Annotated in this window: 20 protein-coding genes; 10 read left to right on the top strand and 10 right to left on the bottom strand. The window is 68.1% G+C overall.

All coding sequences use genetic code 11. The features are described from left to right. Positions 1 to 8 precede the first annotated feature (8 nt). Genes QOZ99_RS02435 through QOZ99_RS02445 form a run of 3 tightly spaced genes read right to left on the bottom strand, consistent with a single transcriptional unit; the run spans position 9 to position 3,408 of the window. Positions 9 to 1,082 carry a response regulator gene (locus tag QOZ99_RS02435; protein WP_306888287.1) on the bottom strand — a complete coding sequence of 358 codons (1,074 nt, stop codon included), beginning with the start codon at positions 1,080 to 1,082 and terminating at the stop codon, positions 9 to 11. After that, the gene (locus QOZ99_RS02440; protein ID WP_306888288.1) at positions 1,079 to 2,857 is read right to left on the bottom strand and encodes a sensor histidine kinase; all 1,779 of its coding nucleotides are present in this window, start codon (positions 2,855 to 2,857) and stop codon (positions 1,079 to 1,081) included. Before QOZ99_RS02440 ends, QOZ99_RS02435 begins: the two co-directional genes overlap by 4 nt. Next, positions 2,854 to 3,408: a putative pterin-binding protein gene (locus QOZ99_RS02445; RefSeq protein WP_306888289.1), complete on the bottom strand. Its 555-nt coding sequence runs from the start codon at positions 3,406 to 3,408 to the stop codon at positions 2,854 to 2,856. The genes QOZ99_RS02440 and QOZ99_RS02445 overlap by 4 nt, the downstream gene beginning before the upstream one ends. Before the next feature lie 536 nt (positions 3,409 to 3,944). On the opposite strand from QOZ99_RS02445, the gene QOZ99_RS02450 reads away from it, so the two are divergent. The 4 genes from QOZ99_RS02450 (at position 3,945) to QOZ99_RS02465 (ending at position 9,473) form a co-directional block, all read left to right on the top strand. Then, positions 3,945 to 4,472: a hypothetical protein gene (locus tag QOZ99_RS02450; RefSeq protein WP_306888291.1), complete on the top strand. Its 528-nt coding sequence runs from the start codon at positions 3,945 to 3,947 to the stop codon at positions 4,470 to 4,472. A gap of 588 nt (positions 4,473 to 5,060) precedes the next feature. Then, positions 5,061 to 6,893: a dihydroxy-acid dehydratase gene (ilvD, locus tag QOZ99_RS02455; protein WP_306888292.1), complete on the top strand. Its 1,833-nt coding sequence runs from the start codon at positions 5,061 to 5,063 to the stop codon at positions 6,891 to 6,893. A 77-nt stretch (positions 6,894 to 6,970) separates the two neighbouring features. Next, the gene (locus tag QOZ99_RS02460) at positions 6,971 to 7,279 is read left to right on the top strand and encodes an alkylphosphonate utilization protein (protein WP_183190103.1); all 309 of its coding nucleotides are present in this window, start codon (positions 6,971 to 6,973) and stop codon (positions 7,277 to 7,279) included. A 106-nt stretch (positions 7,280 to 7,385) separates the two neighbouring features. Then, a complete protein-coding gene (locus QOZ99_RS02465) occupies positions 7,386 to 9,473 on the top strand; it encodes an ATP-dependent helicase (RefSeq protein ID WP_306888440.1) in 2,088 nt (695 codons plus the stop codon). A gap of 53 nt (positions 9,474 to 9,526) precedes the next feature. Here the strand turns inward: QOZ99_RS02465 and QOZ99_RS02470 are convergent, their stop codons facing one another. Next, positions 9,527 to 9,754, bottom strand: a complete 228-nt coding sequence (locus tag QOZ99_RS02470; protein WP_306888293.1) for a helix-turn-helix domain-containing protein — start codon at positions 9,752 to 9,754, stop codon at positions 9,527 to 9,529. A 182-nt stretch (positions 9,755 to 9,936) separates the two neighbouring features. On the opposite strand from QOZ99_RS02470, the gene QOZ99_RS02475 reads away from it, so the two are divergent. Genes QOZ99_RS02475 through mnhG form a run of 6 tightly spaced genes read left to right on the top strand, consistent with a single transcriptional unit; the run spans position 9,937 to position 15,945 of the window. Beyond that, complete coding sequence (locus tag QOZ99_RS02475) at positions 9,937 to 12,855, top strand: monovalent cation/H+ antiporter subunit A (RefSeq protein WP_306888294.1); 2,919 nt, start codon at positions 9,937 to 9,939, stop codon at positions 12,853 to 12,855. A gap of 4 nt (positions 12,856 to 12,859) precedes the next feature. Beyond that, positions 12,860 to 13,201, top strand: a complete 342-nt coding sequence (locus tag QOZ99_RS02480; RefSeq protein ID WP_306888296.1) for a Na+/H+ antiporter subunit C — start codon at positions 12,860 to 12,862, stop codon at positions 13,199 to 13,201. 2 nt (positions 13,202 to 13,203) lie between these two features. Next, the gene (locus QOZ99_RS02485) at positions 13,204 to 14,814 is read left to right on the top strand and encodes a monovalent cation/H+ antiporter subunit D (protein ID WP_306888297.1); all 1,611 of its coding nucleotides are present in this window, start codon (positions 13,204 to 13,206) and stop codon (positions 14,812 to 14,814) included. Next, positions 14,811 to 15,308 carry a Na+/H+ antiporter subunit E gene (locus tag QOZ99_RS02490; RefSeq protein ID WP_306888298.1) on the top strand — a complete coding sequence of 166 codons (498 nt, stop codon included), beginning with the start codon at positions 14,811 to 14,813 and terminating at the stop codon, positions 15,306 to 15,308. The genes QOZ99_RS02485 and QOZ99_RS02490 overlap by 4 nt, the downstream gene beginning before the upstream one ends. Then, complete coding sequence (locus tag QOZ99_RS02495) at positions 15,305 to 15,586, top strand: K+/H+ antiporter subunit F (RefSeq protein ID WP_306888299.1); 282 nt, start codon at positions 15,305 to 15,307, stop codon at positions 15,584 to 15,586. Before QOZ99_RS02490 ends, QOZ99_RS02495 begins: the two co-directional genes overlap by 4 nt. After that, entirely contained in the window at positions 15,583 to 15,945 is a 363-nt protein-coding gene (mnhG, locus tag QOZ99_RS02500; RefSeq protein ID WP_306888300.1) for a monovalent cation/H(+) antiporter subunit G, read from the top strand. Before QOZ99_RS02495 ends, mnhG begins: the two co-directional genes overlap by 4 nt. A gap of 81 nt (positions 15,946 to 16,026) precedes the next feature. Here the strand turns inward: mnhG and QOZ99_RS02505 are convergent, their stop codons facing one another. From QOZ99_RS02505 to QOZ99_RS02530, 6 genes are read right to left on the bottom strand one after another with little or no spacing between them, the layout of a single operon-like run. Beyond that, the gene (locus tag QOZ99_RS02505) at positions 16,027 to 16,536 is read right to left on the bottom strand and encodes a GAF domain-containing protein (protein ID WP_306888301.1); all 510 of its coding nucleotides are present in this window, start codon (positions 16,534 to 16,536) and stop codon (positions 16,027 to 16,029) included. Next, on the bottom strand, positions 16,533 to 18,323 hold the full coding sequence (locus tag QOZ99_RS02510; protein ID WP_306888302.1) for a gamma-glutamyltransferase family protein: 1,791 nt from the start codon (positions 18,321 to 18,323) through the stop codon (positions 16,533 to 16,535). Before QOZ99_RS02510 ends, QOZ99_RS02505 begins: the two co-directional genes overlap by 4 nt. Positions 18,324 to 18,341: 18 nt before the next feature. Beyond that, the gene (locus QOZ99_RS02515) at positions 18,342 to 19,778 is read right to left on the bottom strand and encodes an aldehyde dehydrogenase family protein (RefSeq protein WP_306888303.1); all 1,437 of its coding nucleotides are present in this window, start codon (positions 19,776 to 19,778) and stop codon (positions 18,342 to 18,344) included. Beyond that, the gene (locus QOZ99_RS02520; protein ID WP_306888304.1) at positions 19,775 to 21,151 is read right to left on the bottom strand and encodes an aspartate aminotransferase family protein; all 1,377 of its coding nucleotides are present in this window, start codon (positions 21,149 to 21,151) and stop codon (positions 19,775 to 19,777) included. The genes QOZ99_RS02515 and QOZ99_RS02520 overlap by 4 nt, the downstream gene beginning before the upstream one ends. Continuing rightward, positions 21,151 to 22,170 (bottom strand): branched-chain amino acid ABC transporter permease, encoded by a 1,020-nt coding sequence (locus QOZ99_RS02525; RefSeq protein ID WP_306888305.1) that lies wholly within the window; start codon positions 22,168 to 22,170, stop codon positions 21,151 to 21,153. The genes QOZ99_RS02520 and QOZ99_RS02525 overlap by 1 nt, the downstream gene beginning before the upstream one ends. Next, positions 22,167 to 23,057, bottom strand: coding sequence for a branched-chain amino acid ABC transporter permease (locus QOZ99_RS02530; RefSeq protein WP_306888306.1), 891 nt, complete (start codon positions 23,055 to 23,057; stop codon positions 22,167 to 22,169). Before QOZ99_RS02530 ends, QOZ99_RS02525 begins: the two co-directional genes overlap by 4 nt. Positions 23,058 to 23,062: the final 5 nt, after the last annotated feature.

Raw genomic sequence — 23,062 nt, forward strand, 5'->3', positions numbered from 1 at the left:
CCACGGCGCTACAGCACCAGCGGCGCCGTGGCGCGGATCAGCAGCGCCATCAGGTCCACCTGCCGGTTGGTGCGGGTCTTCTGGAACAGGTTCTGCAGGTGGAAGGTGACGGTGGTCGGCTTGATGCCGAACGCCTCACCAATTTCCTCCAGCCGCTTGCCGGCCGCCAGCGCCGCCGCGATGCGCGCCTCCGTCGCGGTGCAGCCGAACAGCGTCATCAGCGTTTCGGGAGGAACCTCGGGCTGCCGGTCCGGGTCGACCACGAGCACGAGCACGTGCCGCGCATTGCCGCCGGGCACCGCCACCATGGACAGTTGCAACACCAGCGGCCGCCCCTCCTCGCGCTCGATGGGGACGAGCCGCGCGCCCTCCCCGGCCTGCCGCAGATCGGCGATCGCGCCCCTGAGCTGGCGCGCCGAGGCGGGCGCGCGCGCGGCGAGGCCGGCGGTTGACAAGACCAGCCCGTCGCGGCTCTCCGCCAGCGCCCGCCCGGCTTCGTTCACCAGCCGCACGGCGCTGGCCTCGTCGATCAGGAACAGGCCGACGGCCACCCGGTCGAAGGCCGCCGCCAGCGCGGCCAGCGTGCCCTCGCCCTCGCGCAGCGCCTTGTCGATGAGCCGCCGCTTCTCGGCCTCCAGCTCGGCCAGAAGCCCCGCGCGCACCCGCTCGACGAAGCGCAGCCGCGCCCCGATGGTCGCCAGCAGATCGTCGAAATCGACCGGCTTGACCAGATAATCGTCCGCCCCGGCGCGCTTGCCGTGCAGCACCTCGGTGCGGTCGGCCAGCGCGGTGAGGAAGATGAACGGCACTTCCGCAAGGTCGGGCCGCTCGGCGCGCAGCTGCGCCATGAACGCGTAGCCCCCGAGCCCGGGCATGGTGATGTCGCACAGGATGAGGTCGGGCCGCGCGGTGGCGAGCATGGCCATCGCCTCGCGCCCGTTGCCCGCCTCGATCACCCGGTAGCCGGCGGACATGAGCTCCTCGGCGATGTCGCTGCGCAGGTCGACCTCGTCCTCCACGCACAGGATGGTGGCGAAGGGCTGGACAGGATCGTTCCCGGCCGTCTTGTCCAATGCCGTCATGCCGCCAGGGCCTCGCGCGGGATGGAGAGGGTGAAGGTCGAGCCGCCGCCCTCGCGCGGCGCGGCATCGACATCCCCGCCATGCATGCGGGCAATGGTGCGCGCCACATGCAGGCCGATGCCGGTGCCCTCGATGCCGGCCGAGGTGGTGGCGCGGAAGAAGCGCTCGAACAGCTGGTCGCGCTCGTCCGGAGGAATGCCGACGCCGCGGTCGCACACCGAAAGGCGGATCCATTCGCCCTCGACCGCCGCCCGCACCTCGATGGGATCGGGCACCGTGGAATATTTGACCGCGTTGGACAGGAGGTTGGAGACGATCTGGTCCATCAGCAGGGGGTCGCACATCACACTCTCGGGCAACGCCTCCAGCGACAGCTCGAAATGGCGGTCGGAGGCGGTCTCCTTCTGCCGCTCGCAGGCTTCCTGCACCAGTTTGGCGAGGTCGCAGCGGCGTATGCTGACATCGATCTGGCCGGCATCCAGCTTGGCCGCGTTGAGCGTGTTGGTGACGAGACGGGTGAGGCGCAAGGCCGCCGCGCGGATCTTGCCGGCGCGCTCGCGAATCTCCTCGCCGCTCATCTCCGCGCCGCGCCGAATCATGCGCTGGGCGCCGGAATCGACGATGGAGAGCGGGGTGCGGAACTGGTGCGAGACCATGGCGACGAAGCCCTTGTAGAGTTCGCGCAGCCCCGTCTCGCGCGTCAGGGCATCTTCCAGGTCCTTGGTGCGGCTGTGCACCAGCGCCTCCAGCCGGTCGCGATGCTCAAGCACTTCCAGCTTGGCAAGATGAGCCTCGGTGACGTCACGGACGAAGGCGATACCGCCGATGATGGCATCCTCCGCCTTCACGGGATAGCCGGCCATCTCGATATAGCGGTCGCCGCCCGGCAGCTGCCGGGCGGCGAGGAAGCTGGTGCGCCCGGCCAGCGTGTCGCGCATCAGGCCCATCCCCACATGTTCGGGTGGCAGGCCGAAAGCGTCGGGAAGGTTGCGCCCGACCAGGCTCACGCCGTCCGCGCCGGGAAGCAGCGAGCCCATCGCCGTGTTCCAGTGCGTACACCGCATGTCGCGGTCGAAGGCGACAATGCCGTCGCCGCTCGATTCCAGCAGCAGGCGGGAGAAGTCGCGCTCGCGCCGCATCGCCGCCTCGGCCCGCGCGGCGGCGTGCGCATGCGCCCAGAGCCGCGCGACGATGAAGGCGCCGCAGGCAATGGTGATGGCGACCGCCACCGTCACCTCCAGCAGCGCCCGGCGATAGGCGTCGCGCTGGGCCGCCAGATTGTAGCGCTCCGTCAGCAGCAGCTTGTTGCTGGCCGTGCGCAGTTCGGCGACGTCGCGCAGAACAGGCTCTACCGCCTGCGGGGCGATCGGCGCCTGGTCGGCCAGCGCCGCCTGCAGCCGCTCGTCGAGCGCGGCAAGGCGCGCGCGCGGCCCGGTAATGACGTCGCCGCCGATCTTGGCCGCCAGTTCGCGGCTGAACGGGCCGTCCGCCAGCAGCTGGAAGCGGCTATAGGCGAGATCAGCCCGCAGCCGCAGCTGGTCCGCGTCCGCCGGGCTCCGCGCGCCGGCGTTCCAGTCCTGCACGGCGATCACCAGCGCCTGGTTTTCATACTGCGCCTGGGTGAGCGCCCACATCAGGCTCTCGCCAAAACCGCCCGACATCTCCTTCTCGACCTGGAGCAGCCGCTGGACGGCGAAGGACAGCAGCGCGGCGCAGGCGACAACCGCCAGAAAGGTAAGCGCGATGGTGACGCCCCTGCCGCGCTCCCCTGTCATCGGATATCGAGGCCGTTCAGCTGCCAGACCCAGCGGGAATCATAGCGCTCGTCCTGGATGCGGGGCACGCTGTCGCGCGGATAGACGATCCAGATCGGCCCCTTGTCGCGCCGGGAGAGCGGCTTGCCGTCCATGCGCAGCGCCAGCAGCATGTCGAATTCGCGCGCGTCGGAGGCGGGGATGTCGATGCTGTAATCGTTGAGCGCCCGTGCCTTGAGCGTCACGGCCGCGCCGGCGCCAACCTGGTCCAGCACGTCCTCCAGCCGCACGCCCTCGAAAACCTTCCGCCCGTCCGTCCACGGCGTCGTTGTTTCGATGCGATGCCGGGGAAGCGCGAGCAGCATGGCCTCGTCGAACAGGGCGGCGTCGTTCTGGTTGGTGCGCGCGATCTTGCCAGTCACGGTCAGCAGCACCGGCCCGGTCGGCGCGGGCAGATCCTGCGCGCGGACCGGCTGTGCGTGCGCCTCCTGCGCGCGGGCTTGCGGCGCCGTCAGGCCGCTCCCGAGACCCAGACCCAGCGCCAGACCCAGCGCCACCAGCAGCGCCGGCACCGCGCGCGCCGCGCGCTTCCATGTCTGCGACCTGGTCTGCCACCTGGTCTGCCACCTGGTCTGCCACCGGCGCTCCCATCGGGCGCAGACCCGCGAACGCCGTGTCGCCACCCACCCCATGCCGGCTGGGCCGGCTGCCCTGTCCTGTTTCATGATCCGCCCCCGCGAAAGAAACTGTCACATGCCAACGCCAAAAAACCATCCGGGTTTGCGAAAGCCGCCCGCTCGGCTGAATTTCTTGCCGTTCCCCTCCAATCATAGGGGGCAGAACGGGCTCCAGTTCAACTAGCACTTGGACACAGCAATCGATCGATCTCGGCTTGGCCGACGACCGCCGCACGCTGGAAGACCGTCATGAGTTTCACCGTTCTCCGCTTGATCTGGACCACACTCAGGGGCCGCTCCCGGCGGGCGGCCCCTTTTTTCCGCCTGCCGACCCCGACGCGGGAGGCCGGTCGTTCCCTTCGCGCCGCGCGCGATGCCGCGCGGCGCGAAGCGGTGGCCAATGATTGGGACCGCTGCGTGGGGGCGGTGGTGTGAGCGCGCCCGGTCGCTTCATCGCCTCCGGGCCGCTGCGGCGGCTGGCGCACACGCTCCCGCTCGCCGGTCTGCTGGCGGGGATGGTTGCCCTGCCCGCGCTCGCGCTCGACACGCGGCAGGCGGAGCGCGTCGTCGCGGTGCTCGAAGAACTGCACGAGGAGACCGGCGACACGGTCTATTTCGACGAGCAGGCGGCACTCGAATGGTATGAGCGCGACGAGCGATCCTCGCGGCACATCGCGGCGGCGGGCTTCGACCGGCAGAGCTGGAAGGAAGCCTTCGACGAGACGCTGACGGGCTTCCTCGCCGCGGTGCCGCAGGCCGATATCGACCGGATGTTCGCGGCCTTCGAGGACCATCTGGCGGCAACACCACAGCTGACCGCACGGGAAAAGCGGCAGGCCGCCTCGATCTGGGAAGCCCAGCGCAGCAAGCTGCGCAGCATTCGCGCCGATGGCGCCCAGCATGCCACGCTGGTCGCGCCCTATGTCGGCCGCCTGAAACAGATCGCGGCGTCGCCGTGATCGGGATGGCCTGCCGTTGGATCCGGCAGGTCGGAGTGGCAGCCTTCCGCGCCGCCGGCCCCTCGGGGCCGGATTAAGGGGGGCGGTGCGGGAGGCTGCACTTCATCCGGTTCACGCCGCGGACGGGGGAGCGGTATTGCCGGGCCGCGCGCATCCCCGGCCATCCCCTCGTCCGCACCGACGGGCGCGCAGGTCCGACGGGCAGGTCCGACGGGCAGGTCCGACGCAAGTCCGGAACACAGGGCGGGAGTGGCGCGGAATGGCGCCATCCGCCGCCGCCTCATTCCGGCGCGCTCCCTTCATCCGCCAACACGGCCCCCCAGACCTCGTTTCCGTTCATCGATCCGGAAACGATCACGCCCTGCCTTGCGGACATCAAGCGGCAGGGCGCCCCGCTGCTGCCGTGGCGGCGCGATTGAGGTGCCGGCCCACCGCAACCGCGGCTGCGCCGGCACACCGAAGCGGCAGCGCGGGCAGAGCGCGGCTCACCTGCGGGCCCGCGATCACGAGGTGCCGACCGGCGGGGCGAAACGGTTGCGCCGCGCGGTCTCTGGGCGCATAAGCGCGGCAAAGATTTGGAGGAATTCCATGCCGGCCTATCGCTCTCGCACCACCACCCACGGCCGCAACATGGCCGGCGCGCGCGGCCTCTGGCGCGCCACCGGCATGAAGGACGGCGACTTCGGCAAGCCCATCATCGCGGTGGTGAACTCCTTCACCCAGTTCGTGCCCGGCCATGTCCACCTCAAGGATCTCGGCCAGCTGGTGGCGCGCGAGATCGAGGCGGCCGGCGGTGTCGCCAAGGAATTCAACACCATCGCGGTCGATGACGGCATCGCGATGGGCCATGACGGCATGCTCTATTCGCTGCCCTCGCGCGAACTCATCGCCGACAGCGTGGAATACATGGTCAACGCGCATTGCGCCGACGCCATGGTCTGCATCTCCAATTGCGACAAGATCACCCCCGGCATGCTGATGGCCTCGCTGCGCCTCAACATCCCGACCGTGTTCGTCTCCGGCGGCCCGATGGAAGCCGGCAAGGTGGTTCTGGGCGGCAAGACCAAGGCGCTGGACCTCGTCGACGCCATGGTCGCCGCCGCCGACGACCGTGTCTCGGATGAAGACGTGCAGGCCATCGAGCGCTCGGCCTGCCCGACCTGCGGCTCCTGCTCGGGCATGTTCACCGCCAATTCGATGAACTGCCTGACCGAGGCGCTCGGTCTCTCGCTGCCGGGCAATGGTTCGACGCTGGCGACCCATGCCGACCGCAAGCGGCTGTTCGTCGAGGCCGGCCACACCATCGTCGACCTCGCCCGCCGTTATTACGAGCAGGACGATTCCAGCATCCTGCCGCGCTCGGTGGCGAACTTTGCCGCCTTCGAGAACGCGATGACGCTGGACATCTCCATGGGCGGCTCCACCAACACGGTGCTGCATCTGCTCGCCGCCGCGCATGAGGGCGAGGTGCCCTTCACCATGGCCGACATCGACCGGCTGTCGCGCCGCGTGCCGGTGCTGTGCAAGGTCGCGCCCGCGGTCGGCGATGTTCACATGGAGGACGTCCACCGCGCCGGCGGCATCATGGGTATTCTGGGCGAACTCGACCGCGCCGGCCTGCTCGATACCTCGGTCGGCTCGGTCCACGCGCCGAGCCTTGCCGCCGCGCTCGACCACTGGGACGTCAAGCGCACCGCCAGCACGGCGGTGCACGAATTCTTCCGCGCCGGGCCGGGCGGCGTGCCGACGCAGGTCGCGTTCAGCCAGTCCGCCCGCTTCGACGATGTCGACACCAACCGCGAGACCGGCGTGATCCGCGACGCCGCGCACGCCTTTTCCAGGGATGGCGGCCTCGCCGTGCTCTACGGCAACCTCGCCGAGGATGGCTGCATCGTGAAGACGGCGGGCGTCGACGAGAGCATCCTGAAATTCAACGGCACCGCCCGCGTGTTCGAGAGCCAGGACGATGCCGTTTCCGCCATTCTCGGCAACCGGGTGAAGCCGGGCGACATCGTGCTGATCCGCTACGAGGGTCCGCGCGGCGGGCCGGGCATGCAGGAAATGCTCTATCCGACCAGCTATCTGAAGTCGAAGGGGCTCGGCAAGGCCTGCGCGCTCATCACCGACGGGCGCTTCTCCGGCGGCTCCTCGGGCCTGTCCATCGGCCATGTCTCGCCGGAAGCGGCGGAGGGCGGCGCGATCGGGCTGGTGCGCGAGGGCGACACGATCGAGATCGACATCCCCAACCGGCGCATCCATCTCGCCGTCAGCGACGCCGAACTCGCCGCCCGCCGCGAGGAGCAGGAGGCGCATGGCTGGAAGCCGGCGGCCCCGCGCAAGCGCAACGTCACCAACGCGCTCCGGGCCTATGCCGCCTTCGCCACCTCCGCCGCCAGGGGCGCGGTGCGGCTGATTCCCTGACGCAACCTCCGGGCGGGGCGCGCGCTCCGCTCGCCCACGCCTTCCGGCTGAAAAGCCCACCCCAAACGGAGGCCCGCATGGCCGACGGCGATGACGACTATGTCTATGACGAAGCCACTGGCGAGTGGCGCCCGGCCTCGGAAGTGGCGGCGCAGGCCGCGGCCGCGGGAAAGGTCGAGGTGCGCGACGCCTCGGGCAATGTGCTGGCGGACGGCGATTCCGTGGTCCTCGTCAAGGATCTCAAGGTGAAGGGCGCCGGCCAGACGCTGAAGCAGGGCACGGTCATCCGGAGCATTCGCCTCACCGACAACCCGGAAGAGATCGACTGCCGCTTCGAGGCCATCAAGGGCCTTGTCCTGCGCACCGAATTCGTGCGCAAGCGCTGACATCCCGGCAGGGCGGCGCGACGACGGCGCCCTCCGCCACGGTTGCGAACAAAACGGGAAACGTGCTCACTGGGGCCCCGTCGGTTCGCCAGAGATTCGTTCGTTGATGCAGCCCGCCGCCTATCTCGACAAGCTGAACCCCCAGCAGCGGCAGGCGGTCGAGCACGGCGTGAGCGGGCCCGGCGCGATCGATGCCGGCCCGCTGCTGGTCATCGCCGGCGCCGGATCGGGCAAGACCAACACGCTCGCCCACCGCGTCGCCCATCTCATCGTCAACGGTGCCGATCCACGCCGCATCCTGCTGCTCACCTTCTCGCGCCGGGCGGCGGCGGAAATGACGCGGCGCGTGGCGCGCATCGCCTCCCATGTGCTCGGCGCCAACGCGTCCGTGCTGACCGAGGGACTGAGCTGGGCGGGCACCTTCCACGGCATCGGCGCGCGCCTGCTGCGCGATTACGCCCCGCAGATCGGGCTCGATGCCAGCTTCACCATCCATGACCGGGAAGACAGCGCGGACCTGATGAACCTGGTCCGCCACGAACTCGGCTTCTCGCGCACCGAGAAGCGCTTTCCCACCAAGGGCACGCTGGTTTCCATCTATTCGCGCGCGGTCAATGCCGAACAGAAGCTGGAAGAGGTGATCGGCCGCTTCTTCCCCTGGGTGGCGGGGTGGAGCGACGAATTGAAGGCGCTGTTCGCCGGCTATGTCGCGGCCAAGCAGGCGCAGGGCGTGCTCGATTACGACGACCTTCTGCTCTACTGGGCGCAGATGATGGCGGAACCGAGCCTCGCTGCCGACATCTCCGCCCGCTTCGACCATGTGCTGATCGACGAATATCAGGACACCAACAAGCTGCAGGCCTCGATCCTCCTCGGCCTGAAGCCGGACGGGCGCGGGCTCACCGTGGTGGGGGACGACGCGCAGTCGATCTATTCGTTCCGCGCCGCCAGCATCCGCAACATCCTGGATTTTCCCGGCCATTTCAGCCCCCGCGCGGACACCATCATGCTGGAGCAGAATTACCGCTCCACCCAGCCCATTCTCGCCGCCGCCAATGCGGTGATCGACTTTGCCAGCGAGCGCTACGCCAAGAACCTGTGGTCCGAGCGCGCCTCCGCCGAGCGCCCGCTGCTGGTGAACGTGCGCGACGAGATCGAGCAGGCCAACTATGTCGCCACCCGCGTACTGGAATACCGCGAGGAGGGCATCGCGCTGAAATCACAGGCGGTGCTGTTCCGCGCCTCCCACCATTCGGGGCCGCTGGAAGTGGAGCTGACCCGCCGCAACATTCCGTTCGTGAAGTTCGGCGGGCTGAAATTCCTCGATTCCGCCCATGTGAAGGATGTGCTCGGCGTGCTGCGCTTCGCCGAGAATCCGCGCGACCGTGTCGCCGGCTTCCGCGTGCTCAAGCTGCTCAACGGCCTCGGCCCGGCCACCGCCGGGCGCGTGCTCGACACGGTGGGATCGAACGAGGCGCTGCTGCCCGCGCTGCAAGCCTTCACGCCCCCGCGCGCCGCGGCGCAGGACTGGCCGGGCTTCCTCGACCTGATGCGCGACCTGAAGTCCACGCGCGCCGGTTCGCCCGCCGGCTGGCCCGCCGAACTCGACCGCGTGCGGCAATGGTACGAGCCGGTGCTGGAGCGCCTGCACGAGGATGCGCAGAGCCGGCAGTCGGATCTCGTCCAGCTTGCCCAGATCGCGGCCACCTACCCCTCGCGGGCGCGTTTTCTCACCGAACTGACGCTCGACCCGCCGGACGCCACCAGCGACCATGCCGGCCCGCCCCATCTCGACGAGGATTATCTCATCCTCTCCACCATCCATTCCGCCAAGGGGCAGGAATGGAAGAAGGTGTTCGTGCTCAACGCCGTGGACGGGTGCATCCCGATCGACCTCGGGGTGGGTACCCGGGACGAGATCGAGGAGGAGCGCCGCCTGCTTTATGTCGCGATGACGCGCGCGCGCGACAGCCTGCACCTGATGCTGCCGCAGCGCTTCTTCACGCATGGCCAGTCGGCCCGCGGCGATCGCCACGTTTATGCCGCGCGCACCCGCTTCATCCCCCCGCGCATCCTCGCCCATTTTACCGCCACCGCCTGGCCCCCGGCCGAAGCCGCCGCGCCCGCGCCGCGCATGGCCGAGACCGCACGGATCGATATCGGCGCACGCATGCGCGCCATGTGGAGCCAGTGAAAGCCCGGCCGTGCCGCAGATCGACATATGGAGACGGCAAAGGCCTGCCAGTGTCAGCGGATACGAACGCCCGGTCCATGCTCGCCGGGCGGCAGCAGCATGATCCCCGCTTCCTGAAAGGTGCGAATGAGCTGCGATTCCGTGCCGCGATGCAGACCATGGCGATGGCGCTCGAAATCACGAACCGTGCTGCGCGACACACCGGCGCGCACGGCCAGCAATTCCTGCGTCCAGTTCAGCAGCCCGCGTGCGGCGCGGCATTGTTCGGGCGCCAATTCCATGAGTTCTGCCTTGCCTCAAGATGAACAAATCAACCATAATGGGCGAAATCGTGCAAGGTCTCGGCCATGCCAGCTTTTTGAGCCTTTTCCACTCGGGTGACGCCGCCTGAACGCCCGGGAAAGGCTCCCGCCGAACGAGCCCAATTCGCCACGATCGCGCCACAGGGAGGAACCCGATACCTATGTCCAATGACGCTCTCCTCCTCGCGGCCCTGGTTCTGCCCTTCGCGGGCAGCCTGCTGGCGGGGTTCCTCCCCACGCATGCCCGCAATCTCGCGGCGGCACTGGCGGGGAGCGTCGCGCTCATCGGCTGCGCCATCGTCGTCTGGCTCTATCGGAGCGTGGCTACCGACGTGCCGGTGCGCCTTCGCGCCGACTGGCTTCCCTCGCTCGGCCTTGATTTCACGCTGCGCATGGACGGTCTCTCCTGGCTGTTCGCGCTGCTCATCTTCGGCATCGGCGCGCTCGTGGTGCTCTATGCGCGCTATTACATGTCGGCCGAGGATCCGGTTCCGCGCTTTTTCTCCTTCCTTCTGGCCTTCATGGGCTCGATGGTCGGCATCGTCACCGCCGGCAACCTGATCCAGCTCGTGTTCTTCTGGGAACTGACGAGCCTGTTCTCGTTCCTGCTCATCGGCTACTGGCACCATTCCGCGCAGGCCCGCGACGGCGCGCGCATGGCGCTCACCATCACCGCGGCGGGCGGGCTGTGCCTGTTCGTCGGCGTGCTGCTGATTGGCCGCATCGTCGGCAGCTATGAACTGGACGAGGTGCTGGCCGCCCGCGACCTGCTCGACAACAGCAACCTCTATACCGTGGCGCTGGTGCTGATCCTGCTCGGCGCCTTCACCAAGAGCGCGCAGTTCCCGTTCCATTTCTGGCTGCCGCACGCCATGGCGGCGCCGACCCCGGTCTCGGCCTATCTGCACTCGGCGACCATGGTGAAGGCGGGCATCTTCCTGCTGATCCGGCTCTGGCCGGTCATGGCCGGCACGGATGCCTGGTTCTATCTCGTCGTGCCCGCCGGTCTGGTGACGCTGCTGCTCGGCGCCTATTCGGCGATCTTCCAGCAGGATCTCAAGGGCCTTCTCGCCTATTCCACCATCAGCCATCTCGGGCTGATCACGCTGCTTCTCGGCCTCGGCAGCCCGCTCGCCCTGGTCGCGGCCGTGTTCCACACCGTGAACCACGCCATCTTCAAGGCCTCGCTGTTCATGGCGGCGGGCATCATCGACCACGAGACCGGCACGCGCGACCTGCGCAAGCTGAGCGGCCTGTACAAATACATGCCCTTCACCGCGACGCTCGCCATGGTGGCCGCCGCCGCCATGGCCGGCGTGCCGCTGCTCAACGGCTTCATCTCCAAGGAAATGTTCTTCGCCGAGGCGGTGGCGGACCATACCGGCTCGCTGCTGGATGACAGCCTGCCCTACTGGGCGACGCTGGCGGGCGTCTTCAGCGTCACCTATTCGCTGCGCTTCATCCTTGGCGTTTTCTTCGGCCCGCCGCCCAAGGACCTGCCGCACATACCGCACGAGCCGGCGCACTGGATGCGCTTCCCCATCGAGTTCCTGGTGCTGATCTGCCTGCTCATCGGCATCGTGCCGAGCCTCACCGTCGGGCCGCTGCTGGCCACCGTGATGCGCTCCATCCTCGGCAGCGACATGCCCTATTACAGCCTCGCGCTGTGGCACGGCTTCACCCTGCCGCTGTTCATGAGCCTGATCGCCCTGGCCGGCGGCGTGCTGCTCTATTTCCTGCTGCGTCCCTATCTCGACAGCGGCATCGAGGGCCCCCCGCTGGTGCGCGTGCTCAAGGGCCAGCGCATTTTCGAGAAGATCCTCACCACCATCTCGCTGCAATGGGCGCGGCGGGGGGAAGTCCTGTTCGGCACGCGGCGCCTGCAGCCGCAGATGCGCATCGTCGTGCTGCTCGCCGTGCTGGCGGCGCTGTCGCCGATCGTGCTGCAGGGCCTGCCCGGCAATGGCGCGCTGGCCGGCACGCCGATCGAGCCCGGCTTCGCGCTGATGTGGCTGATCGGCATGGGTTGCGCGCTGGCCGCCGCCTATCAGGCCAAGTATCACCGCTTCGCCGCGCTGGTGCTGATGGGCGGAGCGGGCCTCGTGACCTGCGCCACCTTCGTGTGGCTGTCGGCTCCCGACCTCGCCGTCACGCAGTTGCTGGTGGAGATCGTCACCACCGTGCTGCTTCTGCTGGGCCTGCGCTGGCTACCCAAGCGGATCGAGGACGTGTACCCGACGCGCCCGCCGCTCTCCACGCTCATCCGCCGCTATGTCGATTTCGGCATTGCCAGCGCCTTCGGCGGCATCCTCGCCTTCCTGTCCTACAGCCTGATGACCCGCCCGCTGCCCGAGAGCGTCTCGCGCTTCTTCGTCGAGCGCGCCTACACGGAAGGCGGCGGCACCAACGTGGTCAACGTGATCCTGGTGGATTTCCGCGGCTTCGACACGATGGGCGAAATCGTGGTCCTGTGCCTCGCCGCGCTCACCGTGTTCGCGCTGCTGCGCCGCTTCCGCCCCGCGCCGGAAAGCGTGGGCAGCCCCGAGCAGCAGCGCATCCAGGACGCCTATGACGATGCCGAGCCCGACCGCAAGCCGGGCGACACGGTGACGGACTACATGCTCATCCCCCGCCTCGTGATGAACTGGATGTTCCCCGTCATCGCCACCTTCGCGGTCTATCTGTTCATGCGCGGCCACGACCTGCCGGGTGGCGGCTTCGCGGCCGGCATCACGCTCTCCATCGCCTTCGTGGTGCAGTACATGGCGAGCGGCACGCGCTGGGTGGAGGACCATCTGCGCGTGCTGCCGCTGCGCTGGATGGGCCTTGGCATCATCACCTCGGCATCCACCGGCATCGGCTCGTGGTGGTTCGGCTACCCGTTCCTCACCTCGCATTTCCGCTATCTGGAACTGCCGCTCCTTGGCAAGGTGCCGATGGCGAGCGCGCTGCTGTTCGACCTCGGCGTGTTCGCGCTGGTGGTCGGGGCGACCGTGCTCATCCTCATCGCGCTCGCCCACCAGTCCCTGCGCAGCAGCCGTGCGTCGCAGGCGGCGGAGGGAGGCGAGACGTGGAGGTGATGCAATGGAGATAATCCTCGCGATCGGCATCGGTGTCTTCGCCGCCTCCGGCGTGTGGCTGCTGCTGCGCCCACGCACCTATCAGGTGATCATCGGTCTCTCGCTGATTTCCTATGCCGTGAACCTGTTCATCTTCAGCATGGGCCGCGTCAAGCTGCATGCCCCGCCGGTGCTGCAGCCGGGCACCGCGGGCGACCCGTCGGCGGTGGCCGATCCGGTGCCGCAGGCGCTGGTGCTGACGGCCATCGTCATCGGCTTCGCCATGACGGCGCTGCTGCTGGTCGTGCTGCTGGCCGCGCGCGGGCGCACCGGCACCGACCATGTGGACGGGCGGGAGGCGGACTGACGATGGATCCCATCAACCACATCGTCATCCTGCCGATCCTGCTGCCACTCGTGGTCGGCGCCTTCATGCTGCTGTTCAGCGACCGCCGGCGCAGCATGAAGATCGCGCTCAGCATCGGCACCACGCTGACCCTGCTCGGCGTGGCGATTGCGCTGGTCGCCATTGCCGGCACGCCCCATGGCGACCGCTGGTCCTCGCTCATCGTCTATCCCGTCGGCAACTGGCCGCCGCCCTTCGGCATCGTGCTGGTGGCGGACCGGCTCTCCGCGCTGATGCTGCTGCTCACCGCCGTGCTGGCCAATGCGACGCTGCTCTTCGCGCTGGCGCGCTGGCACGGCGCGGGGCCACGCTTCTACACCCTGTTCCTGTTCCTGCTGGCGGGGCTCAACGGCGCCTTTCTCACCGGCGACCTGTTCAACCTGTTCGTGTTCTTCGAGATCCTGCTCGCCGCCTCCTACGGGCTGGTGCTGCACGGCTCGGGCACGGCGCGGGTGAAGGCGGGGCTGCACTATATCCCCATCAACCTCATCGCCTCCTCGCTCTTCCTCATCGGCGTGAGCCTGATCTACGGCGTCACCGGCACGCTCAACATGGCCGATCTCGGCCGCACCGTGCCGACGCTGCCGGAGGATTCGCGCGTGCTGTTCGAGATCGGCGCGGCGATCCTCGGCATCGCCTTCCTGGTCAAGGCCGGGATGTGGCCGCTCAGCTTCTGGCTGCCCACCACCTATGCCGCCGCCTGCGCGCCGGTGGCCGCCATGTTCGCCATCATGACCAAGGTCGGAATCTATGTGATCCTGCGCCTGTTCCTGCTGGCGCTGGGCGACGAGGCCGGCGCGGTGGAGGATTTCGGCGCCGAGTGGCTGTATTTCGGCGGCATGGCGACCATCGCCTTCGGCGCCATCGGCGTGCTCGCGGCCCAGTCCATGCAGCGGCTCGGCGGCTATGCGGTGCTGGTGTCGTCCGGCACGCTGCTCGCCGCCATCGGCACCGGCAACAGCGCGGTGATTTCCGGCGCGCTCTATTATCTCGCGGTCTCCACTCTCTCCATCGCCGCCTATTTCCTGCTGGTCGAACTCATCGAGCGCGGCCGTCAGGCCGGCGCCGACGTGCTGGCGGTGACGCAGGAAATGTTCGGCGACCCGGAAGAGGACATCGAGGAGGAGGACGACGAGGTCGGCGTGGCCATTCCCGCCACCATCGCCGTGCTGGGCGGGGCCTTCGTCGCCTGCACCGCGCTGCTCTCCGGCCTGCCGCCGCTCTCGGGCTTCATCGCCAAATTCGCCATGCTCTCGGCGCTGATCAACGAAGCGGGCTCGATCCCCGCCCAGCATTGGGCGCTGGTCATCCTGCTCATGGTTTCGGGCCTCGCCATGCTGATCGCCATGACCCGCACCGGCATCCGCTCGCTGTGGGTGCCGGACGAGATCGCCATTCCGCGCGTGCGCGCCATCGAGGCGATCCCGATCGGGTTGCTGCTGTTGCTGTGCGTGGTCATGACCGTGATGGGCGGGCCGACCATGCGCTACATGGAGGCCACCGCGCAGGTGCTGTACTGGCCGGCCATCTACGCCAATGACGTGCTCGGCCCTGCCGCGGGAGGCCCGCGATGATCCGGCGCGTGCTGCCGCACCCCTTCCTGTTCGTCGCGCTGCTGGTCATGTGGCTGATGCTCAACCAGTCTCTCGCGCCCGGCACGTTCGTGTTCGGCGCGCTGGTCGCCTTTGGCGGCTCCTGGGCCATGGTGGCGCTGGATCCACCAAGGGCGCGGCTGCGTCTCAGCCGCTTGCCGCCGGCCCTGCGGCTGGCCGGGCGCGTGCTGGTCGACGTGTTCCGCTCCAACCTCGCGGTGGCGCGCATTATTCTCGGCGGAGCCGAGCGGCGCACGCATTCCGGCTTCATGACGCTGCGGCTCGACCTGACCGACCGTTACGGCCTTGCCGTGCTCGCCATCATCATGACCTGCACGCCCGGCACGCAATGGGTGCATTACGACCCCGCGCGCGGCACGCTGCTGCTGCACGTGCTCGACCTCGTGGACGAGCGGCAATGGGCGAACCTGATCAAGCAGCGCTACGAGACGCTGCTGCGGGAGATCTTCGAATGAGCGCTCACATCCTCGGCTGGTCCTTGACGCTGGCGCAGGTGCTGCTCGCCTTCGCCATGGGGTTCGCGGCGGTGCGCTTCACGCGCGGCCCGCGCGCGCAGGACCGCGTCATCGGGCTCGATACCTTCTACGTGAACGCCATGCTGATGCTGGTCACGATCGGCATCCGCAGCGGCGTGACGCTCTATTTCGAGGCGGCGCTGATCATCGGCATGCTGGGCTTCGTCAGCACGGTCGCGCTGTCCAAGTTCCTCATGCGCGGCGAGGTGATCGAATGAACGCGGCACCCGACCTGCCGCTCTGGGCGGCGATCCTCGTCTCGCTTCTGGTGGTCGCCGGGGCGGCGATCACGCTGGTCGGCTCGGTCGGGCTGGTCCGGTTGCCCGATTTCTACTCGCGCCTGCACGCGCCCTCGCTCGGCGCCACGCTGGGAACCGGCTGCATCCTGATCGGCTCCATGCTGTGCTTCGGCGTGCTGAGGGATCGGCTGCTGATCCACGAAGCACTCATCGCGCTGTTCCTCACCATCACCACGCCGGTGACGATGATGCTGCTGGCCCGCGCCTCGCTCTACCGCGACCGTGTCGAAGGCAACAGGGCAGCCCCGGAACATGACCCGGAACCGACCGAACTGTAGGCGCCCCGCCCTCTCGGATCGTCTGCCGGATCGTCTGCGCGGTGGACGCGCGCGTCCACCCGCCGGGCCGTCGCTCGGCGCTTAGGGAGCCGACTTTTCCGCGAGGCTGTCGCGATAGGGGGCCGACAGATAGGGCCCGAGGCTGACCGCAGCGTCGAGATGACGGGTGTCATAGGCGCCCGCCGCGTGGAGGATGTTCAGCGAGCCGAGCGTGCGCCCCAGCGACACGATGGGCACGTTCATGGTCGCGCCCAACCCCAGACTCGCGATCAACTCGAAATCCGCGGGGAAGGCCCAGCGCACGGCCGCCGAATCGGGGCCAAGATACGGGCGCCGCTCGCCCAGCACATGGCGGCCCCAGTCGGTCGGGCCCAGCCTCTCCCGTCCGGATACGGGATAGTGCTCGGGATCGGTCGTGTAGAGCCGCTGCACCTCCTCGCCATCCGGCGACAGCCGCAGCATGGTCAACAGCCCGAAGCCGATGCGCGCGCGGGCAACCGCCTCGACGGCGCGGAACATGTCCAGCGGCGCGCGGGCCCCCAGATGCGCCAGGCCGAGCTGGCGATAATCGTCGGCTGTGATCATCATCATCGCCCGATCGCATAGCCCTGCATGAAGCGCGGCGTCGCTCCCGCGTGCAGCATGCCCCCGGAAATCCCGGCGGCGCAGACCCGGCCGAGCGCCCACGGCCCCTCGATCTTGAGCCGGTGTCCGCGCGCCGCCAGCCGCTCCAGCGTCTGCTGGGGGAAACGGCTCTCGATCAGCAGTTCGCCGGGCGCGCGCGCGCGCGGATAGAACGAGGCCGGCCCGTGCCGGGTATTGAACAGCGGCGCGTCGATCGCCGCCTGCAGATTGAAGCGGTGGTGCAGATGGCGCAGCAGCACGGTCGAGGACCACTGGTCCTGCTGGTCGCCGCCCGGCGTGCCGAGCGCGAGCCACGGCTTGCCGTCACGCCCCACCATGGTCGGCGAGAGGGTGGTGCGCGGGCGCTTGCCCGGCGCCAGCGCGGAGGAGAGCCGGCGGTCGAGCCAGAACATCTGCGCGCGGGTGGAGAGCGGAAAGCCCAGCTCCGGCACCACCGGCGAGCTTTGCAGCCAGCCCCCGCTCGGCGTCGCGCAGACGACATTGCCCCAGCGGTCGATAATGTCGAAATGCACCGTGTCGCCCTCCACCTCGGGAAGGTCGACAAAGGTCGGCTCGCCCATGCCGGGGCCGATCGGCGTCTCGCAGCCGGCCCGCTCCAGCAGCGCCGCAAGGCCGGCCTCGGCACCGGGAAGCGCGCCGGGGCGAATGTCGAGGGAAGCCTCCCGGCCGATCAGCCGGCGGCGTTCGGCATTATATTCGTCCGACAGCAGCACATCGAGCGGCACCTCGACGAAGTCGGGATCCCCATAGAAGACATCGCGGTCGGCCATGGCGAGCTTGGTGCACTCGGTGATGAGATGCACGTAGTCGTCGCCCAGCGGATCCATCGCGGCGATGTCGTAGCCCTTGAGCAAGGCCAGCATCTGCAGGAAAACCGGCCCCTGCCCCCACGGGCCGGTCTTGTAGACGCGCGCGCCGGCATAGTCATAGGAGACGGGGCGCTCATAGCTGGCCTGCCAGCCCGCCATGTCGTCGCCGGTCAGCAGCCCGGCATGCTTGCGCCCGCTGGTGTCCATGAGCGCGTTCTCGCGATAGAAACCGTCGATCGCCTCCGCCACGAACCCGCGGTAGAACGCGTGCCGCGCCGCCTCGATCTGGGCGACACGGTCGCCGCCGGCGGCTTTTGCCTCATCGCAGATGCGCCGATAGGTGTCGCCGATGGCCGGCGTGCGGAACAGCGCATCCGGGGTGGGCCGGCGCCCGCCCGGCAGCCACACCTGCGCCGAGGTCGGCCACTCCGTGGGAAAGAACTCTTCCACGGCATGGATCGCCTGCACCGCGCGGCGCACCAGCGGAAAGCCCTCCCGGGCATAGAAGATCGCCGGCTCCAGAACCGTCTCCAGATCCAGCGTGCCGTGGTCGCGCAGCAACAGCATCCAGGCGTCGAACGAACCCGGCACCACCGCCGGCAACAGGCCGGTGCCGGGGACGAGGCGCAGGCCGAGCCCCTCGAAGTGCTCGATCGTGGCAGCCGCGGGCGCCACGCCCTGCCCGCACAGAACCTGCGGCTCGTCCTCGCCCTGCTTCCAGAACAGGATCGGCACCTCGCCGCCGGGCCCGTTCAGGTGCGGCTCGACGATCTGCAGCACGAAACCGGTGGCCACCGCCGCGTCGAACGCATTGCCGCCGCGCTCGAGGATCGACATGCCGACCGCCGAGGCGATCCAGTGCGTGCTGGTGACGACGCCGAAAGTGCCCTTGATCTCGGGGCGTGTGGTGAAGGGATTTTCCATGTCGGCTTGCTTCTCGCGTCAGGCGGCGAACGTGTAGGCGGTGCGGGCCTTGGTGTAGAACCGCATGGCGTGGTGCCCCATTTCCGGCGGGCCGTAGCTCGACGACTTGAGCCCGGACAGCGGCACATGAAATTCCACGCCGGCGGTGGGAAGGTTCACCATCGCCAGACCGCTGCGCACATTCGCCTTGAAATGCTGGGCATGCTTGAGAGAACTCGTGACGATGCTCGCCGACAGGCCGAAATCGGTATCGTTCGCGACCGCCAACGCCTCATCATAGCCGCGCACCGGTATGATGCAGGCCACCGGGCCGAATATTTCCTCGCGATTGACCCGCATCTGGTTGCTGGTATCCCCGAACAGCGCGGGGGAGAGGAAATGCCCCGGTGTCGCGCGGTTCAGCCGGCCGCCTCCCGTCAGGAGCCGCGCGCCCTCCGTCTCGGCCAGTTCGATATAGGAGAGGTCCTTGGCCAGTTGCCGCTCGTCGATCACGGGGCCGATATCGGTGCCGGGGCTGATGGCCGCGCCGATGACGAGCTTTTCCATCCGCGCCACCAGTGCCTGCGTGAAGTCGGCGACCCGCTCGACATCGACGATGAGGCGGGACGAGGCGGTGCAGCGCTGCCCGGCCTGCATGAAGGAGCCCTGTATGGCGCAGTCCACCGCGACATCGAGGTCGGCATCGGCGGCGATCACCAGCGGATTCTTGCCACCAAGCTCGCACTGCGCCGGAATCATGCGGGAGGCGGCGATCTGCGCGACGGCGGTGCCGGTCGCCACCGAACCGGTGAAGCTCACCGCGTCGACCACGTCCACGATCGCGCGGCCAACCGAGCCGTCGCCCATCAGCAGGCTGAACAGCCCTTTCGGACAGCCGGCCCTGTCGATGATATCGGCCAGCGCCCAGGCCGATGCCGGCACCAGCTCGCTCGGCTTGAACAGCACGGCATTGCCATAAGCCAGCGCGGGCGCGATCTTCCATGCCGGGATGACGACGGGAAAATTCCACGGCGTGATCAGCCCCACCACGCCGATGGGCTCGTAGAGAACCTCGATCGTCACGCCGGTGCGCAGCGAGGGCGAGCGTTCGCCTGCCATGCGGAACACTTCGCCGGAATAGTAGCGGAAGATTTCCGCCGCCCGCGTCACCTCCGAACTGGCGTCGCGCAGTGCCTTGCCCTCCTCGCGCGACAGCAGCAACGCGAGTTCTCCGCACCGGCGCTCGATCTCGTCCGCGATGCGGCGCAGCAGGTCGGAACGCACGCCCGGCGCGGCCTGCGCCCATGCGGCGCCGGCGGACCGGGCGGCGGCAGCCGCCTCCCGCACCTGTGCTGCCGTGGCGCAGGCATATTCACCGACCACCTCATCCGTATCGGACGGGTTGATGTTGATGAGCGCGCCGTGCCCGGACACCCATTCGCCGGCCACAAGATTGGGAAAGATCGCGGTGCTCATGCCCGGGCCCTCATCGCGTTGGTGAAGCGGGCCAGGCCGCGCTCAAAACAACCGAGCAGTTCGTCGATCTGCGCATCGGTGATGATCAGCGGCGGCGAGATCGCCACCGTGTCGCCGATGGCGCGGACCACCAGCCCCTCGTCGAGGCACAGCATTTCCAGCTCCAGAGCCGCGCGCGCCTCGGGAGGGAAGTTCGCCCGGGTGGACTTGTCCTGCACCAGTTCCAGCCCGGCGATCAGCCCCATGCCGCGCACGTCGCCGACGAACGGGTTATCGGCAAAACGGCGCAGCCCCTCCTGGAAGCGCGGCGACACGCTCCGCACATGGCCGACAATGTCGCGTTCCTCGTAGATTTTCAGCGTCTCGATGGCGACGGCGGTCGGCACCGGGTGCGCCGAATAAGTGAAGCCGTGGCCGAACACGCCGATCTTCTCGGCTTCCGCCGACAGGCCGGCGAACACTTTCTCGTTCACCAGCAGGGCGGCGATCGGCTGGTAGCCGGACGACAGCGCCTTGGCGACCACGATCATGTCCGGCGCGAGCCCGAAAGCCTGCGAGCCGAACATCTGCCCGAGCCGACCAAAGCCGCAGATCACTTCGTCGACGACGAACAGGATGTCGTATTTGCGCAGGACCGCCTGCACCTTCTCGTAATAGCCCGCCGGCGGCACGATGACCCCGCCCGAACCGAGGATCGGCTCCGCCCAGAAAGCGGCGATGGTCTCCGGCCCCTCGCGCAGGATCATCGCTTCGAGATTGCCGACGATGCGGTCGACGAAGGCGCCTTCGCTCTCCCCCGGCTGCCCGTAGCGATAATAGAGCGGGCAATCCGTATGCAGGATGCCCTCGATGGGCAGGTCGAAGCTGGTGTGGTTGCGGGGAATGCCGGTGAGGCTGGCGGTGGCGAGGGTGGTGCCGTGATAGCCGCGAATGCGGGCGATCACCTTCTTCTTCGCCGGCCGGCCGAGCGCGTTGTTGAAATAGCGCACCGCCTTCAGCGCCGTGTCGTTGCCCTCGGAACCCGAGCCGCAGAAATACACTTTCGACATCGGCACCGGCGCCATGGCGATCAGCATTTCCGCGAGATCGACCGCGTTTTCCGTCACCTTGTGGCCGAACGAGTGATAGCAGGGCAGCTTCTGCATCTGGCGATGGGCCGCCTCCACCAGCCGCGCCTCGCTGAACCCGAGCGAGGCGTACCAGAGGGCGGAAACCCCTTCCAGATAGCGCCGGCCGGCGGTGTCGAAGACATAGATGCCCTCGCCGCGCTCGATCACCAGCGGTCCGGTCTCGGCAAGGCGCCTGGGGTTGGAATAGGAATGCAGGTGATACCTGGTATCGCGTGCCTCAACTGAATTTGGCGTGTCGAGCATCAGGCGTCCCCTTTTGTCGAGATGTGCGCGCCTTTGCCGGCGCGGGATGAGAAGCGCTCGCCCAGCTGGCGCAGCGCACCGGCAAAGCCGCTTGGAAAGACCGTGATGATGAGAATGAGCGACAGCCCGTAGATCACGAGGCGCCATTCCTGGAGGTCGCGCAGCACTTCCTGCATGCCGACCAGGAACAGCGCGCCCAGCAGCGAGCCCCACAGCGTGCCCCGTCCGCCGACATAGGCGATGGTCAGGATCTCGACGGTGCGCTGGATGCCGAATTCTTCGGCGGTCGGCACCAATATGCCGATGTAATGCGCGTAGAAGGCGCCGAACACGCCGACGAAGAAGCTGGCAACGACGAAGTTGAACAGCTTGTAGCGCACGACATGGATGCCCAGCACGCTGGTGCCCAGCTCATCGTCGCGGATGGCCTTGAACACCAGCCCGATGCGCGAGCGCACGATGGCGTACAGCACGGCATAGGTGACGATGACCAGCGCCAGGATGATGTAGTAATAGGTGATGGGCTCGCTGCGCGGAAACGGCATGCCGAAGAGCGGCGTGAACCCGCCCACCGTCAGCCCCGAGGCCCCGCGCGTCACCTCGCGCGCATTGGAGATGGCGAACCGCAGGGTTTCCATCACGAACAGCGTGGTCAGGCCGATATAGATGCCGCGCAGCCGCAGCGTCAGCACGCCGGTGATCAGACCGATCACCGCCGAGGCCAGCCCGCCGACCAGCAGCCCGGTCCACGGCGTGATGTGGAAATACTGCACGCTCAGCGCCGAACCATAGGCGCCCGCGCAGAGGAAGCCGGCAATGCCGAAATTCACGATGCGCAGATAGCCGAGCATGAAGTCGAACAGCGCCCCGAGAATGAAGAACAACAGGATCGAGGTGAACACCGCCGGGATATAGCGCCCGCCCACCAGGGACGGGATCGCCGCGAGACCCGCGAGCAGCGCGCAGATCACCAGTGCCCTGCGGTCGGGAAAGCGGAAATTCTTGAACAGGGATGTCATGGCCGGGTCACCTGGCGGCTGAAGAGGCCCTGCGGGCGAAGTACCAGGACCGCGAGAACGAGCAGCGACGTGATGGTGTTCTGCCAGCCGCCGGGCGCGAACGCCGTGGCATAGGCTTCGATGAGGCCGAGCAGTGGCCCCGCGAGCATGGCGCCCCAGACGCTGCCGAGCCCGCCGATGATCACCACCACGAAGGCCTTGAGCAGCACCTCGCCGCCAACCGTGGGATAGGCGGGATAGGTGGAGAGCAGCAGCGAGCCGATCGCACCTGCCAGCGCGGCGCCGATGCCGAAGGTGATGGCGTAGATGCGCTCGATGTTGATGCCCAGCACCTGCGCCGCCGCCGGATGCTCGGCGGTGGCGCGGATGGCGCGTCCCAGATTGGTCTTCTTGAGGAAGAGCGCGAGCGCGCCGGTGGTGAACAGCGCACCGGCGAGGATCAGCACCCGCTCGTTGGAGATCACCACGTCGCCGAATTCCTGCCGCCCCGGCCAGAAGGCGGCGATGCCGAATTCGCGCGGGCCGAAAACGATGAGCGCAAGGTTCTGCAGCACCACCATGATGCCGATGGTCAGCACATAACCATCGACCAGCCAGCGGCTGCCGAGCCGCGCCCGCAGCGGCGCGATCAGTCCGCGCTCCATGGCGACGCCGACGCAGAACATCAACGCCGTCGAGATCAGCAGCGCGATTGGCGCGGGCACGCCGAGCACCATTGCCGCGAAATACATCGCATAGGCCCCGAGCATGAAAAGCTCGCCATGGGCCATGTTGATGATGCCGAGAATGCCGAATATGAGCGCGAGACCAGCCCCCATGAGGCCATACATGGCGCCGCGCGACACCCCGTCTATCGTCAGCTGAATGAGTACGTCGGCGGTAAACATGATGC

Origin of the sequence: Ancylobacter amanitiformis (assembly GCF_030814815.1) — a bacterium.
GTDB classification, from domain to species: domain Bacteria; phylum Pseudomonadota; class Alphaproteobacteria; order Rhizobiales; family Xanthobacteraceae; genus Ancylobacter; species Ancylobacter amanitiformis.

Bases quoted from the DNA above. Each gene is read 5' to 3' on its own strand.
- QOZ99_RS02435 (WP_306888287.1), bottom strand. From the start codon at position 1,082: ATGACGGCATTGGACAAGACGGCCGGGAACGATCCTGTCCAGCCCTTC.
- QOZ99_RS02440 (WP_306888288.1), bottom strand. From the start codon at position 2,857: ATGACAGGGGAGCGCGGCAGGGGCGTCACCATCGCGCTTACCTTTCTG.
- ilvD (WP_306888292.1), top strand. From the start codon at position 5,061: ATGCCGGCCTATCGCTCTCGCACCACCACCCACGGCCGCAACATGGCC.
- QOZ99_RS02460 (WP_183190103.1), top strand. From the start codon at position 6,971: ATGGCCGACGGCGATGACGACTATGTCTATGACGAAGCCACTGGCGAG.
- QOZ99_RS02465 (WP_306888440.1), top strand. From the start codon at position 7,386: ATGCAGCCCGCCGCCTATCTCGACAAGCTGAACCCCCAGCAGCGGCAG.
- QOZ99_RS02470 (WP_306888293.1), bottom strand. From the start codon at position 9,754: ATGGAATTGGCGCCCGAACAATGCCGCGCCGCACGCGGGCTGCTGAAC.
- QOZ99_RS02475 (WP_306888294.1), top strand. From the start codon at position 9,937: ATGTCCAATGACGCTCTCCTCCTCGCGGCCCTGGTTCTGCCCTTCGCG.
- QOZ99_RS02480 (WP_306888296.1), top strand. From the start codon at position 12,860: ATGGAGATAATCCTCGCGATCGGCATCGGTGTCTTCGCCGCCTCCGGC.
- QOZ99_RS02485 (WP_306888297.1), top strand. From the start codon at position 13,204: ATGGATCCCATCAACCACATCGTCATCCTGCCGATCCTGCTGCCACTC.
- QOZ99_RS02490 (WP_306888298.1), top strand. From the start codon at position 14,811: ATGATCCGGCGCGTGCTGCCGCACCCCTTCCTGTTCGTCGCGCTGCTG.
- QOZ99_RS02495 (WP_306888299.1), top strand. From the start codon at position 15,305: ATGAGCGCTCACATCCTCGGCTGGTCCTTGACGCTGGCGCAGGTGCTG.
- mnhG (WP_306888300.1), top strand. From the start codon at position 15,583: ATGAACGCGGCACCCGACCTGCCGCTCTGGGCGGCGATCCTCGTCTCG.
- QOZ99_RS02505 (WP_306888301.1), bottom strand. From the start codon at position 16,536: ATGATGATGATCACAGCCGACGATTATCGCCAGCTCGGCCTGGCGCAT.
- QOZ99_RS02510 (WP_306888302.1), bottom strand. From the start codon at position 18,323: ATGGAAAATCCCTTCACCACACGCCCCGAGATCAAGGGCACTTTCGGC.
- QOZ99_RS02515 (WP_306888303.1), bottom strand. From the start codon at position 19,778: ATGAGCACCGCGATCTTTCCCAATCTTGTGGCCGGCGAATGGGTGTCC.
- QOZ99_RS02520 (WP_306888304.1), bottom strand. From the start codon at position 21,151: ATGCTCGACACGCCAAATTCAGTTGAGGCACGCGATACCAGGTATCAC.
- QOZ99_RS02525 (WP_306888305.1), bottom strand. From the start codon at position 22,170: ATGACATCCCTGTTCAAGAATTTCCGCTTTCCCGACCGCAGGGCACTG.
- QOZ99_RS02530 (WP_306888306.1), bottom strand. From the start codon at position 23,057: ATGTTTACCGCCGACGTACTCATTCAGCTGACGATAGACGGGGTGTCG.